The 15,368-nt window shown below is 41.8% G+C and carries 15 protein-coding genes and 1 riboswitch; of the genes, 2 read left to right on the forward strand and 13 right to left on the reverse strand.

Annotated features, from left to right (window positions below; genetic code table 11):
* Positions 1-168: 168 nt before the first annotated feature.
* The 5 genes from JZO85_RS19165 to JZO85_RS19185 form a co-directional block, all read right to left on the reverse strand.
* The gene (locus tag JZO85_RS19165; RefSeq protein WP_207110121.1) at positions 169-483 is read right to left on the reverse strand and encodes a PTS lactose/cellobiose transporter subunit IIA; all 315 of its coding nucleotides are present in this window, start codon (positions 481-483) and stop codon (positions 169-171) included.
* 36 nt (positions 484-519) lie between these two features.
* On the reverse strand, positions 520-840 hold the full coding sequence (locus JZO85_RS19170) for a PTS sugar transporter subunit IIB (protein WP_207110122.1): 321 nt from the start codon (positions 838-840) through the stop codon (positions 520-522).
* A 76-nt stretch (positions 841-916) separates the two neighbouring features.
* Entirely contained in the window at positions 917-2,347 is a 1,431-nt protein-coding gene (locus JZO85_RS19175; protein ID WP_207110123.1) for a 6-phospho-beta-glucosidase, read from the reverse strand.
* A gap of 27 nt (positions 2,348-2,374) precedes the next feature.
* Entirely contained in the window at positions 2,375-3,730 is a 1,356-nt protein-coding gene (locus JZO85_RS19180) for a PTS sugar transporter subunit IIC (protein ID WP_207110124.1), read from the reverse strand.
* A 292-nt stretch (positions 3,731-4,022) separates the two neighbouring features.
* Positions 4,023-4,781 (reverse strand): MurR/RpiR family transcriptional regulator, encoded by a 759-nt coding sequence (locus tag JZO85_RS19185; protein ID WP_207110125.1) that lies wholly within the window; start codon positions 4,779-4,781, stop codon positions 4,023-4,025.
* 138 nt (positions 4,782-4,919) lie between these two features.
* Here JZO85_RS19185 and JZO85_RS19190 point away from each other — a divergent pair, with 138 nt between their 5' ends.
* Positions 4,920-5,540 carry a GyrI-like domain-containing protein gene (locus JZO85_RS19190; protein WP_207110126.1) on the forward strand — a complete coding sequence of 207 codons (621 nt, stop codon included), beginning with the start codon at positions 4,920-4,922 and terminating at the stop codon, positions 5,538-5,540.
* Between the two features lie 27 nt (positions 5,541-5,567).
* Here JZO85_RS19190 and JZO85_RS19195 read toward each other — a convergent pair whose 3' ends face one another.
* From JZO85_RS19195 to JZO85_RS19230, 8 genes are all read right to left on the reverse strand, one after another.
* Complete coding sequence (locus JZO85_RS19195) at positions 5,568-6,644, reverse strand: hypothetical protein (protein WP_207110127.1); 1,077 nt, start codon at positions 6,642-6,644, stop codon at positions 5,568-5,570.
* Positions 6,645-6,663: 19 nt separating this feature from the next.
* The gene (locus tag JZO85_RS19200; RefSeq protein WP_207110128.1) at positions 6,664-6,930 is read right to left on the reverse strand and encodes an rRNA processing protein; all 267 of its coding nucleotides are present in this window, start codon (positions 6,928-6,930) and stop codon (positions 6,664-6,666) included.
* Between the two features lie 61 nt (positions 6,931-6,991).
* Positions 6,992-8,641, reverse strand: coding sequence for a hypothetical protein (locus tag JZO85_RS19205; RefSeq protein ID WP_207110129.1), 1,650 nt, complete (start codon positions 8,639-8,641; stop codon positions 6,992-6,994).
* Between the two features lie 179 nt (positions 8,642-8,820).
* The gene (locus tag JZO85_RS19210) at positions 8,821-10,017 is read right to left on the reverse strand and encodes an MFS transporter (RefSeq protein WP_207110130.1); all 1,197 of its coding nucleotides are present in this window, start codon (positions 10,015-10,017) and stop codon (positions 8,821-8,823) included.
* Positions 10,018-10,299: 282 nt separating this feature from the next.
* Positions 10,300-10,956, reverse strand: coding sequence for an ABC transporter permease subunit (locus tag JZO85_RS19215; RefSeq protein ID WP_207110131.1), 657 nt, complete (start codon positions 10,954-10,956; stop codon positions 10,300-10,302).
* The gene (locus tag JZO85_RS19220) at positions 10,949-11,923 is read right to left on the reverse strand and encodes a methionine ABC transporter ATP-binding protein (protein WP_207110132.1); all 975 of its coding nucleotides are present in this window, start codon (positions 11,921-11,923) and stop codon (positions 10,949-10,951) included. Before JZO85_RS19220 ends, JZO85_RS19215 begins: the two co-directional genes overlap by 8 nt.
* An 11-nt stretch (positions 11,924-11,934) precedes the next feature.
* A complete protein-coding gene (locus JZO85_RS19225) occupies positions 11,935-12,735 on the reverse strand; it encodes a DUF169 domain-containing protein (RefSeq protein ID WP_207110133.1) in 801 nt (266 codons plus the stop codon).
* A complete protein-coding gene (locus tag JZO85_RS19230) occupies positions 12,728-13,540 on the reverse strand; it encodes a MetQ/NlpA family ABC transporter substrate-binding protein (protein WP_207110134.1) in 813 nt (270 codons plus the stop codon). Before JZO85_RS19230 ends, JZO85_RS19225 begins: the two co-directional genes overlap by 8 nt.
* A 679-nt stretch (positions 13,541-14,219) precedes the next feature.
* On the opposite strand from JZO85_RS19230, the gene JZO85_RS19235 reads away from it, so the two are divergent.
* Positions 14,220-15,107, forward strand: coding sequence for a LysR family transcriptional regulator (locus JZO85_RS19235; RefSeq protein ID WP_207110135.1), 888 nt, complete (start codon positions 14,220-14,222; stop codon positions 15,105-15,107).
* Between the two features lie 115 nt (positions 15,108-15,222).
* A riboswitch (cobalamin riboswitch) is annotated at positions 15,223-15,349 on the reverse strand.
* Positions 15,350-15,368 lie beyond the last annotated feature (19 nt).

Genomic DNA, 15,368 nt, shown 5'->3' on the forward strand with positions numbered 1-15,368 from the left:
AGTTAATATTACACTCTCTCTATTGAGGAAAAAATCGGATTTATTCGTCAGATGTGATCGATAAAATGGATTGGTCTATCCTCCCCGCTAATACGCCTTGTGGTTTAAAAAGCACCGTTCTTTACTTATAACTAACAAAAATCCCTCTCCAAATGAAGAGGGATTTCTTTATGCGCTCATTTTTCGATAAACATCAATGATCTCTTTAGCCAAATCAGTAAAAGCGATGGAAGTCATCAGATGGTCTTGGCTGTGAACAGTCAGTAAATTCAACTTGAGCTGCTCTCCCTGTGCTTCCTTTGTTAATAGTCCTGTTTGCGAGTGATGCGCTTCAACCAATGATTCTTCCGCCTGCTTGATTTTCTCATCAGCTAGTTCAAAATCGCCGCCTTTGGCCTCTTGAATGGCTTCCATGGCATTGCTTTTAGCATTACCGCCATGAATAATCAATCCCATCACTGCTTCTAAATTTTCTTCCTGCATGTTATTACCCATCCTTCATTTTTTCTCACGAATACGTTAGCTAGGGATCATAGCAACTGCTTGCCCAAGCACCTTCTCACCATTCATCATCCCGTAATCTGTCATATTGATGACATCCACAGGAATTCCCAATGGCGCTAATTTTTCTTCGAACTGTTTTTGCATAAAACGCACCTGTGGTCCTAACAGGACGGTATCGATTTCACGCTCCTGCAGTTTATTTGTCGCATCCGCAGCAGCAATCGCAAAAATATCAACCGCTAATCCTTGATTTTCTGCCGCTTTTTGCATTTTAGTCACTAACATACTGGTGCTCATACCAGCGTTGCAAACTAGCATAATTGTCTTTTTACTCATCATTCCTGCCTCCAATTTCGAGCACTTTTTTCTTTCAACTTTACGACCAAGTTCTTTGCGAAGGTCAAATTAGTCCTTATAATGTTTCTCCGTTACTTGCGATTACCTGTTGGAACCAATGGAACGAATCTTTCTTACTTCGATCCAACGTTCCGGAGCCTTCATTGTCTTTATCGACATAAATGAAGCCGTAACGTTTTTTCATTTCGCCAGTTCCAGCAGAAACCAGATCAATGAATCCCCATGGTGTGTACCCCATCAAATCGATTCCATCATAAATGACTGCTTCTTGCATTGCTTCAATATGCTCACGCAAGTAATCAATTCGATACTCATCATGAATCTCGCCATCTTCAGAAATCTCATCAATCGCCCCAAATCCATTCTCTACGATAAATAATGGCAGCTCATAGCGATCATTAAACCAGTTCATCGCATAGCGCAATCCGGTCGGATCGATTTGCCAGCCCCATTCTGAAGCCTTAACATAAGGATTTCCGACCAAATCATTGGCTTCGTCATAATCATAGGCAGGGCCTTTATCATGATCTTTAACTGCAAAAGACATGTAATAGCTAAAGCCGATATAGTCAACGATTCCTTTCGTTAACTGCGCTTCATCTTCATCCGTAATGTCCAACTGAAATGCCTTGCGCTCGAAGTACGCTTTCATATAGCTTGGATAACGTCCCTTGCAATGCACATCGGTAAACCAATAACGGCGCTGCATCGCTACTGTCGCAGCCATCATATCAGAAGGACTGCAGGAGTAAGGATAGATCGGAACCATGGCGATCATACAGCCAATTTCAAAATCAGGATTGATCGTATGACCAATCTCGATCGCTTTAGCACTAGCCACCAACTCGTAGTGAGCGGCTTGATACATGATTTTTTCCCGATCATCATCAGCTTCGAATTTCAAACCTGAATTGGTAAATGGTGCAAAATCTTCTTTATAGTTGGCCTGATTGTTGATTTCATTAAAGGTCATCCAATATTTTACTTTATCCTTGTAACGAGTGAAGCAGGCTTCAGAAAAACGCGCGAAGAAGTCGATCATTTTACGATTTCGCCAACCGCCATACTCAGTAACTAAATGGTAGGGCATCTCAAAATGTGACAATGTAATGACAGGCTCGATCCCGTATTTTAGACATTCGTCAAAAAGGTCATCATAAAATTGCAGACCCGCTTCATTCGGTTCCGTCTCATCTCCATTAGGAAAAATTCGAGTCCACGCAATTGACGTGCGAAAACATTTTAACCCAAGCTCCGCAAACAGCTTCACATCTTCTTTGTAGCGCCCATAAAAATCGATCGCTTCATGGTTGGGATAATTTTCTCCTTCTAGAACACCATTAGTGATTCGACGTGGTACGCCATGAGCGCCGACAGTCATTACATCTGCCACACTCACACCCTTCCCGCCATCTTGCCAACCGCCTTCTAGCTGATGGGCGGCAACTGCGCCGCCCCATAAAAAATTCTCTTTAAAAATACTCATGGTCCTACCTCTTCATTTCTTTTTTGATTAGACTGTCGCTTGTCCTTCAGCTTTTTCATTTTTATTTTCTAAGTCTTTTTCGATCTGTTCCATGCTTTCACCTTGCTCTTGCAGGTAGTTCAATGAATCTACCTTGCGGACGAATGGTAAATAGATGAAGAAGCCGATGACTAAAACAACTGCTTGTAAAAGAGCGGTTCTCCAGCCGCCAACTAGAAATCCTGAGATAATCGGTGGTGTTGTCCAAGGTACTTGTACCGCAGTAAATAATGGCACAAGTCCTGTGTATAGTGAGAAGTATGTGATCACTCCTGAAATCATCGGCGTCAAGATAAATGGTAAAGCCATGATCGGATTCATTACAACGGGTGTAGCAAACAAGATCGGTTCGTTGATATTAAAGAATGCCGGCAGCAAGGCCAAGCGCCCTAATTGTTTGAACTGAGCAGAGCGAGCAAACATGACCATGTACATCACGATTCCGATCGTCATACCAGCACCTGTAACAGTCATGAATTGATCTAAAAATTGCTGCGTAACAATATGCCCGCCATTAGCAACAGTTAATTCTTTTCCTGCTTTTAAAATCGCTGTATTTTCCAATGAGTTCGCTGTCAGAATCGGTCCCATGATTCCACCGACTAACGTTGAACCGTGAACACCGAAGAACCATAAGAATGGTACTAGGAAACCAAGCATCATTGCTCCGCCAAAGGTATCAGTAACTCCTTGCATCGGACTTTGAATAACTTTATAGATGGATTCAACCACAGTCGTATTGAGAAATTTATCAAAGAGTACGTAAACAATTAATGAAACGGTAGTGATTACCGCTGCCGGAATCAATGCGGTGAATGAGTTCGCCACGTTTGCAGGTACTTGCTCTGGCAATTTGATGCGAATATCGCGTTTCAAGAACCAAGAGTAGGCCCAGCCCACAAATAAACCAACTAAAATGGCGCTGATCATCCCTTGACCGCCTGTCCAAGTCTTATCGATGACATTGGTCACAATCGTATTTGTTTCTGCATTGGTTGCACTGGATTTCATCGTTAAAAGGAAAACCACTAGCGCAATCATTCCTGCTGGCAGCCCTTCAAATCCTTCTTCTTTCACATATGAATTAGCGATGCCCATTACAGCAAAAATTGACATAATAGCAAATGATGCGCCAAATGCTTCATTAAAATAAACATCCAAACCACTGCCAGCAACCCATTCAGAAACTGCTGGAATTGGGAAATTCGCTAAAAGCAAGAAAACAGAGCCGACGATCGTAAATGGCATGGTGTACAGCATCCCATTACGTAAAGCAGTAATAGCCTTTGTATTTACAAATTTTAAAATAGGGGGTAATAATTTCTCGTTAATAAAGTTATTCATAAATGATTCTCCTTATTCAATTTAATGTGTTTATTTTTCTTGCTTCTCCTCTTCTACTAATCCTCTATGAAGCAAAAAGTAGAATTGGTATCCAAAAACATGGTGCAGCGATGGCCATTCGCATTTTTTGTATCCGTTTACAGTTTCATCATAATGGATGCTGTCCCCGATTGGAATACTTCCGAAACAGTCAGAAACATGTTCCAATAAAAAAAACAAACTAACTGTTTTTTAGACAGCTAGTTTAGAATAGTTGATAGAATTTTTATGATCACCGAGCTTAATCTGCTAATTACCCCTTCGCATCATTTTCTCTCTGATAAGCCTGGTGCGCTAAAATTTCCAAAAGTGCGATGACCGGGACCTGTGTCGTTAAATTGATAGACTCCTCTGTCGGATCGGGGCCTGCGACCTCTGGCATGTAATAGGAAATATTAAAATCCGCCATTTGTGCGATTGTTGAATGCTGATCGTTGGTGATGCTCAATATCTTTGCTCCGTACCGCTTAAAGGATTCTATCTGCTTAATGATCTCGACTGTTTCACCAGAAACAGACAATGCGATCATCAATGTCGTATCCAAGCCTCTTGTTGGGACGGGAATAAAAGGATCTGTAATGGCGTAAGCATTAAATAGCAAATTAGAAAAATAGCGAGCCCCATAGGTCCCTAATGTACCGCTTGTTCCAATCCCCGAAAAGACAATATGCTTACTGTTCAATATCAGCTCGATCGCCGGATCAATCACCACATGGTAGCTTTCATTGTTTACCTTTTTTAAAAAAGCATCAACATGCACATTCGCATCGTAAAAGGCTTCAAAGGATTGTCCCTGTCGTGAAAGGTTCTCTTTTAATGCATATTTAAACTCCGCATAGCCTGAATATCCAAGCTTATTTAAACAGCGCAGGATAGTCGACGTAGACACGTGACAGCTATCTGAAAGATCACGGATCGTCAAACCGCCTATTCGTTCCATATTTTCTACGATAAAGGTATAGACGAGCAACTCCAACTCGTTTAATTCTTTCACCTTTTGCGAATCAAACATCTGCTTTCAACTCCTAATGGTATTCGTACCCTCATTATCCCATAAAAATCAGAAATCACACAGCTTATCGATCATTTTTTGCGTTATTAAATAAAATCACGTAAACTGATTTTAGTAACTACAGGGAGGTAGTATCCGATGAAGTACGAATGGCGCAAAGCTGAAAAACACGTTTATCTGCCAAAAAAAATTGACGTCCAAACAATCCCAAATTACAAATTCATTTGCCTTTCAGGAAATGGAAATCCTAACAGCGATTTATTCGGCCAGCAAATCAGTGCACTCTATGCCCTGTCCTATGCGCTTCGAATGAAGCTAAAAAAAGGAGAGCTAGGCGAGCCGTTTGAATACACCGTCTATCCCTTGGAGGGTGTCTGGACCTCTGAAAAAGATCCCGGTGATGGGCCAGTGAACAAAGACGAACTCATCTATCAAATCATGATTCGTCAACCTGATCGCCTCACAAAAGAAGACTTCCTAGCTGTCGTTGAACCGACCTTCCAAAAGAAACAAAATCCGCATATCAAAGAAGCAACCTTCATTGAATACGAAGAAGGTCCCGTAGTGCAAACGATCCATCTTGGTTCATATGATGAGGAACCAGCGACCTTCGCTAAAATCCACGAATTTATGGAGAAAAATAGTCTCACCCATGCGACTACGATGGGAAATTATATTCATCGGGAAATCTATTTATCTGATCCCCGTAAGGTCATTCCGGCGAAGCAAAAAACCCTATTGCGTTATAAACTCAAATAAAAAAAATCCGACACAAATCGGATTTTTTTATTTCTTCTGTTTTCGTTGAATCGCTTTTCGTATACCGATTCGATAGACTTTCGGTATCGCCAAGAAAAAATTCTGCGTGAACTGATATTGCTGATACTTTTCAATAAGAAAGACGATCAACTCCGCATTCCCGTATTTCTTTTGATGAAATATCTCAAAGCTGCGGATCTTCCGCTCCGCTTTATTTGGCTCCTTCAATACGAGTAAAAACGATAATAAATCATCAAAGTAGCGGACTTTTGCTTCTTCATAAGTCGCCCCACCGTGACGTTCTAATTGAATAAAATCAGTCAGCTTACGTCCCCAAAACCTTCGATCCAGATAAATAGAGGTTTGGATATCCTGTTGAAAGTCCCCTAAATAGGCTTCAAAGACTGTTTTATCTGCCAAGAAATTCTTCTCCTGCCGATCAAAAACTTCTCGATCAACCTGATTGATTTCCGTGACCACGCTCAGATAGTCGCCAATAAACAGCGGCATCTGCGCTTCTCGAAACTGGACGACCCGTTCTGCTAGTTTTTGATTCAAGGGAAGCGGACGGCGGAGAGTGTTGTTTCGATAATAGGCAAAGACGTAACGCTGCCACAGATCTTCAGGAAAAGAAATCTCCTTTTCTGTCAGCCAAAGCAATTCATCCAAGGCCAAATCTACATGCGCAACACCTTTTTTGATTTCCTCTGCCACCTGCTGCGAAATCCCTAAATGATCCTTGAAATGCTGAATTCCTAGACGAATCTCCTGCTGCTTGCTCTTCGATTCAATCACGAACTGATATTTCAGTGGACGACCGCAGGCACATTTCAACTGACTATGGACTCCACGCTCATATTCGTCATCGATATTCAATGCGACAAATTCCCAGTCCGATGTCTGCAAGTACTGCTTCTGTAAAAACAGTGAACGTACCTCGTATTTTCTTTGCTGATTGATCAGCGCTTGCTGCGCCTCCGTTAATTTTCCAAACAGCAGTTTACGTTCCGCATTCGAATAGGTCACATGACATTCTGTCGGATAATCATTTAATCCGTAGCTTCGCGGATACCAGTGCTCGTAAATCTCTAAATAATTATCCATCGCTTAACTCTTTCACTGCTTATTTCTTTCGATCAATCTTATCTTCAATCTCTTGAATGATTTTTTTCGCTTCGTCTTTCAATGAAGTATGAGGTTCTTCCTCTTCCACCGCATTAGAGCCAGAGCGGGCAATCTCCTTTGGTTCGCCAGAATTACTGCCGGCCAGCGCTTCCTGCTTATCCTCTGTTTCACTGGAATTTGTTCCAGCTAATGCAACGTCCTCATCTGTCTTAGGTGCCATCGAACCACGTAAACGACGATCTTTTTCATTGTTATAGTTTGTCATTGTGCTTCATCCTTCCATTTCTTTTTTGTATTTTACCCGATAGTAGAAAAGATTGCCAAAATTAACCTGCATCCATGAAGAACCGATAAGCCCACCAGGATAACACCGCGAACCAACTCAGCCCACAAAGAGCAAAAATCACTGTTGCATAGCCTGGCGGATCATAGCGCAGACGAACAGTATTTCTTCCAATCTTTTGCTTGATTGTAGGTACACCAATAGTAGAAAGTGAAACTGGGGAAACCTCTCGATTCCCTTCCATTATTTTTGTATTTTGATAGACGATCACCGGCAGTTGGACATTCCCAGTTTTTTCCGCTTGCCAAGAAAGCTCCAGCTGATTCTTTTTGACCGTCTTCGTAACGTTTGTTTGCGGTGTGAGAATTTGTTTTTCGTAGCTAACGTATTTATTTTTCGTATTTTCATGATAGATCGGTAAATAATCAGGGCTGGATTTTTCAACCAGCTTTAACGCTTTTTGCATGTCTTTATCATAAAAGCTTTGCCTAGCTTCCTTTTCAGAAGCACGGACAAAGGTATGCTTGCTGGTCAAAGTCTGTTGTCCCCATTGATTCAGATCATAAGTTAAAATCCGTAGATTCTGCCCGATACTGATCACACTGAATAAAGCCAAAACGATCGGAAGAAACTTCTTGTTCGCTAACTCACTGCTTAATGAGGCAATGAAGAAAAAAAATAGAACTGTGAATGGTGCAAAAAAACGAAACGGAAATTGGATCAATGATATTAGCGGCACCTCATGGGCAACGAGCCAATCCCACGGAACGATACTCGTTGAAAGCAGCAAGAAGATTCCGCTAAAAATCAAAAGCTGTTTCGTAAAACGCTGCACACTGCGCCAATACACAAGGCAAAGGAGAAAACCGATAATCAGCAATAGTCGTAAGCTCCCCGGATAGTGCAGCCAATAGGCTCCGCCCAAATCGATGGCCTTTTCACTCATTTGCGGATTGGTAAAGGGCATCTTCAAGCGATCCCCTGTGTTGATCAAGAGCAGACTGACCCAGACATTGATTGATAAGCAGCCGTATAAGCCCATCGCTTTTAGCAAGTCAAGCAAAGCCTCGCCCCAGCGATTTCTCGCGTAAGAGATAAAAAATGGAAAGTAGATCAAGCCCAGCATCACAGCAGTCAGCATATGCACCTGCGTCATTAGAGCCATACTTGCAGCGATCTTAACGACCGGAAAATGACCATTTTTCAAATCCACCAACGGGATCAAGCACAAGGGCAGCAGGCTGGTTCCCCAACTAGTAAAGCCCTGATTCAAGATCCAATAATTGATGCTATAGGTTGTCATAAAAATAATTGCCGCAAACAATGCTGGATTTTCTTTAATCTTGCCATAAGTCAGCAGTTTGAATAGCGAAAAGCCGGCCACTAAAAGAACGATAAAATTCGACAACACCTGATAACGGAACCAGCTGCCTGCAAGCAAAACCAGTCCGCCCTGCAAATAGGAAAACAACGGTCCATACACTGCGTTGACGATTCGCCCCGACTGCTGAAAGCCGAAGATCGAAATAAAATAGCTGAAATTTCCGGTTTTCATTTGCTCCGCAGTCTCATAAAAGCGATTGTAATGGAATAGGGCATCCGCCCCTAAGATCAGCTTCTGGGTCCAAATTTGCGGAACAACAAAAAGACCAGCGATCACAAGAATAATCAGATAGTAACGATAACGTTTCATAATCGACCTCCTCGTTCATACGAATAAATACATCTCTCTCATCGTATATCAGTCTGTCATGCATAAAACAACAAGACTGACGTCATTATCGATTATTACAAACTTTACTCTATCCTATTTAAAAAAATAAACGAAGTAAAACGCCTATTCCCATTATGGAAATAGACGCTTTCTTAACTTTATTTTTCTACAGACAGCCAAACGATCAGCGTTCCGGCAAGCGAGATCACTGTCCCGATTAAAAGCATTGCCGAGACAGATAAAAAACTCAGCATCTGACCGCCGATAAAGGCGCCAAGAATGCCGCCCATCGTATTGGCAGTCGCCATCAAGGTCTGACCCTTGACTAAATCCTTTTGCGGAATGATCTGATTCGTATAGTAAACAGATGCCATCGTATGCATTGCAAATCCGACCATCTGCAAGCTCTGGGCCACATTGATCAAGAAGATACTGCCTGAAAATAGGATCAGTACCGCTTTGACTGAAAAAAAGAATGCAGCAAACCGCATGAGCGAGTGAATCTTAAAGCGCCGCAGGACCCAGGTAAAGAAAAACATCGTCGGCAATTCACTAAGAGCTGCAACGGATAAAGAGCCGCCGGCATTCGCAGCTGTTCCGCCTAATGGCTGCATAATTTGGAACATATAGCTGTTAATGATCGTATGATAAACAAATAATAATGAGACACCAAATAATAAAAACATAAAGCGTTTATATTTTTTAGTGAAGGCAAGCAGACCGATCGGTTCTTCTAACTGCTTTTCATGATGAGGCTCTGCAATCAAAGAATCGGAGTACTTTCCACCTTGCTTTCGTGTATCGATAAGCAGCGCCATCAAGGCGAAGAATAAAAAAATACCAATCAATAAATACAAAATGATCGTTGGGGAATAGCGCTCGATCAGCATCCCGGTCACAGACGCGGCCGCCGCAAAGGCCAATGAGCCCAGACCACGTGCCACACCAAAATTCAAACCGTAACCGCGACTGATAAAAAACGTCCCAATAGCGATCGTCAACGGCTGCAGAAGTACGAGACACGCGTAGAGTAACGTATAAATAAATGCAACGATCAAAAATGCTTTCGGCAGTGCCAGCAAAATGCCCGAAAACAAAGTCAATAGGACCGCCATTCCAGCCGCCAACTGCGACAAGCGAATCCGTATCATCCGATCAGCAAATGACGCCAAAAACGGCTGGACTACTGCGGCAAGTAAATTCGCCAATGACAAGACCATCCCAATCTGACCATTCGTAAAATCGCGAGACAACAAAAATACGGATGTAAAGGTCCCCAATACCGAAAAGCCCATCCAGTAAGGAATCTGCATACTGATATATTGCAAATTCAATTTGATATGATTTGTCTCCATAGCCCCTCCTCAAAAAGCGTTGTTGCCTCATTATACCTGATACCAATTTCAAAATCAGACGATTCTTGAAAAAAAACGACCTGCTTTCTCGCTTTTTAGATGCAGGTCTTTTTCCGTTAAAGCAAGCTTTCGGCTCTACCGTTCATTAAGAAAATCGTTTGTCGCACTAAGCAGCGTAGACAACCATCCGTTTCACTTTTCATTGGTTTTATCAAATATACTTACTGTAAAACGCGTGACTGACAAAATCAGAGCGCAAGGATGCCTGCGCTCTGATCGAAATCAACTTTTTGCTTTTTTGTAACAGAGACTGCCGATCCATTGAACGAGCTGCACAAAAACGATCAGTAGAACCACCGTACTGTACATGATCGTGTTATCAAAATTTTGATACCCGTACGTGATCGCTACTGCTCCCAAACCGCCAGCACCAACAGTTCCCGCCATTGCCGTGTAACCCAACACGGAGATAATCGCTAAGGTCAAGCTTGAGATCATGCTGGGAAAAGCCTCCACCAGCATCACCTTGAAGATAATCTGCATATGCGTCGCACCGATTGATTTCGCTGCATCCAGAGTATAGGGATTAATCTCTAATAAATTATTTTCAAATAACCGCGCCACATACGGAGTCATTGCAAAGGTCAGAGGAACGATCGCTGCTGAGGTTCCAATCGTTGTCCCTACTAATGAACGAGTAAACGGCATCAAAGCCACCATCAAAATAATAAACGGAAAAGAGCGAATAATATTCACGACAAAATCCAACAAACGATAAATCCTTACATTGGGCGACAACCCTTTTTTATTAGTAATTACTAAAACAACTGCCAAGGCAAAACCAATGATCGTGGCTATCATTGAAGAAACCAGCACCATGATCAGCGTACTGACTAAATTTGGCAGCAGTACCTGCGTGATCAAGACTGTATTACTCACGACCCTTCACCTCCTGACAAATAAAGTGCCCCTGCTCAGCAAGTGTCAGTAATTTCTCAATATCCTCTTTAGGTACTGATACTATCAGTGTTGTTAGGGTCTCCTCTTTAAATTGTTCAGTAGTTGCCTTCAGTAAATGCGGTGCCGCTACTCCCGCTTGCCGCAACATAGCCAAGAGATCCTCTTCCAGATGAGTGACTATTTTTACCAAACAATGATTCGCCTTCAGTTCGCCAAAATCTGTCTGCTGTTCTCCAGTGATCGTCTGCAATACTTCAGAATTATTGAGAAAAACCTGCTGAACAGTGTCTTCTTCTACGATTTTTCCCTTTTGTAAAATGGCCACGCGGTCACAGATCTTTTTCACTACCTCCATTTGATGGGTCACAACTACGATCGTCAGCCCCATTTTGTGGTTCAACTTCAGCAGCAGCTCCAAAATACCGTTAGTGATGTTGGGGTCCAGTGCCGAAGTTGCTTCATCACAAAGAAGAACCTCAGGATTCATGGTCAAAGCTCTGGCGATCGCCGCACGCTGCTTCTGTCCGCCAGATAGCTGTCGTGGCTTCATGTGCGCCTTGTCCGCAATCCCGACCTCTGCTAATAGCTCTTCTACCCGCTCCTTAATGGCCTCTTTAGAATAGCCGCTGCATTCTAGCGGCAGCGCAACATTCTTATAAATCGTTTTTTGTTCGATCAACGAATTCCCCTGAAAGATCATTCCGATTTTCTTCTTCATTTCTCGTAATTGCTTTTCTGTTAACTTCTCCAACGCCTGCGTACCGATCCTGATACTGCCCGATTGGCTTTGCTCCAACCCATTGATGCATCGCAGCAACGTTGATTTTCCAGCACCGCTGATCCCTAAGATTCCCATAATAGAGCCGGCGGGGATCGTCAGAGATATATTCTCTAGAATCGTTTGTTTGCCATAGCTTTTATTGATTTGATCGATAACTATCTCCATCTGCTCAACACCTAACGTTTTACGCCCTGATAAGCGCCTCTAAAATAATTATCTCTTTTGCGAACATCATAAAAATCCGGCACATCATCTTCTGCGATTTTTTTGATGATCTTGCGTTTCTTCTCCAATAGCTCCATCGGATTCAATGTTTCCTCTAGTCCTTCGATCACGGTTTCAAATTTCTCAAAAGGAATGCCGACACACAGCTCTTCATCCTTCCATCGTGCAACATACCGTGTACCGGAACACATCATTGAAATATTGATCAGACCGGTCTCATAAGGATAGGAGGTGCCCTCCTGACAGATCGCCTGCATCCCCGTCATCTTGATATTTTTCGCCTGTCCGTTAAAATATGCGTTGCCCTGCAATATCCGCATCGCGTTAAACGGCGTCGTGATGATCAGAATGACATCCGGCGCACTTTTCCACGCGTCGATTGGTTCGACCGCAATGCCGTAAGAAGGCTCGCGGCAATAGACCATATCATCCGCAATGCCTTTACTCACCTCAATATCCTTATAAACACCCATTTTGGCATGCTTTTGTCCACTGGCACTATATTCATCATTCTCGATCAGACCTAAGGCAGCTGCAGATGCGGGGCAGCCAAAATTGTCAATCGATATTTTGACGCTGACACCTTCTGTCGCTTGCTGAACCGCGCGGCAGTATGGAACTAATTTTGTTGTCGCTGGTGCATCATAGGCGTCAAAATCCTGCTGGCTTCGCAAGAAACTGATTCCTACGACTTTACGCGGCATTTCCAATAAATAGCTCAATCGCCGATCCAGCTCTTGAAAATTACTCATAGAAAGTAAACACTCCCTTGAAATGATCGTTGATGCCTTTTTTGCTCTCTTTTGTAGCAAGGGACTGATTGATTTCCTTTGCCCAATCCGTATCTTTGCTCTTGTCTTTTACGATCAAGCTGATAGGGAAATCCTCAGCATGCTGGTCGCGAATCAAATAGTCCTTGTAATCTTCTCCCGAGTTAAACATAAAGGTAAAGAAGCAAGTCGCCGCATCTAAATCTTCTAAGCTGCGCACTGTTTGCGCCTGCTCAATCTCAACAAACTTAAAGTTTTTCGGGTTATCAACGATATCTAAAGCAGTGTAACCAGACTTCTTCTCATCATTCAATTTAATCAAGCCCGCATCCTGCATCATCAATAAAGAATTGTCACGGTTCATCGCATCATTCATAATGGCAATCTGGGCGCCATCCGGCAATTCGTCGATCTTATCATGTTTGCTAGAATATAAACCGATCCCCGTGTAATAAACATGAGGCTTCATCATTGCCAAATCGCCGCCCTTTTGTTCATTGAAGGATTTCATGAAAGGCTCGTGCTGTGCAAACGAAGCATCTACATTTCCATCTTGAACGGCTTGCAAGGCTTCTATATTATTTGAAAAGACGACGAATTCTGGGGTATAGCCTTCTGCTTCCATTGATTTTTTCGCAGCTTTTAGTGAGTTCTCGGATATTTGGTTACAGGCAATTTTGATATCCTTCTTCTCTTCTTTTTCCGTTGCAGAGTCTTTTTTCGAGCCACATGCTCCTAAAACAAAAACCGCCGCTAATACTGCTAGACCAATTCTAAACTTTTTCATATTCATTCTCCTCATCGTTTTTTATGTGCTGCAGATACTTCATGTGGTTGAGCGCACAAAAAAGAAACATACAAAGTTGTATGCTCCTCCGATCCATAGAAAATAAACGTAAAATCACGCACTAAAGACAGGAGGGAAATTTTGTTTACTCATTGACTTAGAGACTCTAAGTCCACATCTAACTCAAACTCACAGTTGATAAATAAACAAAACTTCCACCTCCCAAAAATTAAAAGCGTTATCATTAAGAGTATAGCGAAAAGGGAAACACTTCACAATGACTCTTACAAAAAAAGAAAAAATACTAAAAAAACCGAATTCTCCTGTCAAAATCGGTAAGCATTTCTTTTCCTCTATCAGTCATCTATTGATTGAAAAAATTTGAAAAAAACTTTCTTGGAGTTTTTCCAACTATTTCTCTATTCCCTCGAGTAGAATAGTCTCTTTTATAAAGATTGATGAAATATCCATCAATTTTCCTCATCATTAATGTGATTTTTTTCACTTTAATCATTAAAGATTAGTTTTTTTATTCGTTCCTCCGCGAGGGCTTCAATCACCTTCAGCTCCTATACAATGGGCTATTTTTATATTATAATGGGAGTAATGTTAAAAATTATTTTTGTCGGTAGTGTTTTTTTGTGGGAATTATTTTCAGAAAATTATTTGGAGGGAGATTATGGAATTTCGAACACTGCAAACGTTCCAAGTTGTCGCTGAAGAACTAAACTTTACCAGAGCGGCTATCAAACTGAATTATTCACAGCCTACAGTCACCAAACACATCAGAAGTTTAGAAGAGCATCTAGGAACCAATTTATTAGAGAAACGTAGAGGAAAATATGTATTGACCTACGCAGGAGAGCAGCTATATAAGCGTGCTATCAATATCTTAAAAGAAGTGAATCTCATAGAAGGAATTCCGAGTGAGTACGGGAAGAATCATCTGATTCATCTGCAAGGTCACGATTACTATTGTTTTCGCTATTTTTTACCTGCAATTCGTCAAATAAGCAAGAAGAATCCGACTGTTTCTTTTGAATTGCATGGGTCCAGCAACGAAGAGACGATCAGTCAGCTATTGAAAAACGAGATCGATATAGGAATCATCTCAGGCAACATCGCATCCTCTGATTTACGGTATGAAACGATCGATTATGAAAGCGTTGTCTTATGTATCAACACCAACTATTATCGTCCCAACTTTCAGTTAGAGGATTATTTTGAACGCTATCCGATCGTTGTAGACCAATCCGAATATTATAACTACCATAACTCGTTTAAGCAATCACTCAACACACCACAGATCATTGATTCTACTAGTGATGAGGTCGTACAAGAGGCCGTCTTACACAACAGTATGCTAGGCATCGTTCGAGTAGGAAGAATCCGCCATTTGATCGACTCAAAACAGATTTCAATCATTAAAGAACTATCCACCAATGAACCGGTGAATGTCGTGATCAATAAAGCAAGCAGCAACCATGAAAGTATTCAATATCTGTATTCTGTTATTCGTCAGCAAAGTCAGATTCACTCAAAGACCGCCAAAGTCCAGTGGATCTAAATTACTAAATAGGATTAAAAAGATTGGGGAATCTTTTTAAAACAAAAAAAAGCCGCTTTGTTGCGAGACAAAGCGGCTACTTTCATGGTTATATAGCCACTTTCTTACTCCCGAAAAAGTGATTGAGTACTCACGATGTTCCTGACTTGGACGTGTTCGTCCTTACAGTTGCGGGTACAGCGTTGGCTTTTCACCAACTTCCATCATAATCTTTACGATTATTTACATACTCAATTGTATTCATCTAGTATCAGTCTAACA

Source organism: Candidatus Enterococcus murrayae, assembly GCF_017315985.1.
GTDB lineage: Bacteria > Bacillota > Bacilli > Lactobacillales > Enterococcaceae > Enterococcus_A > Enterococcus_A murrayae.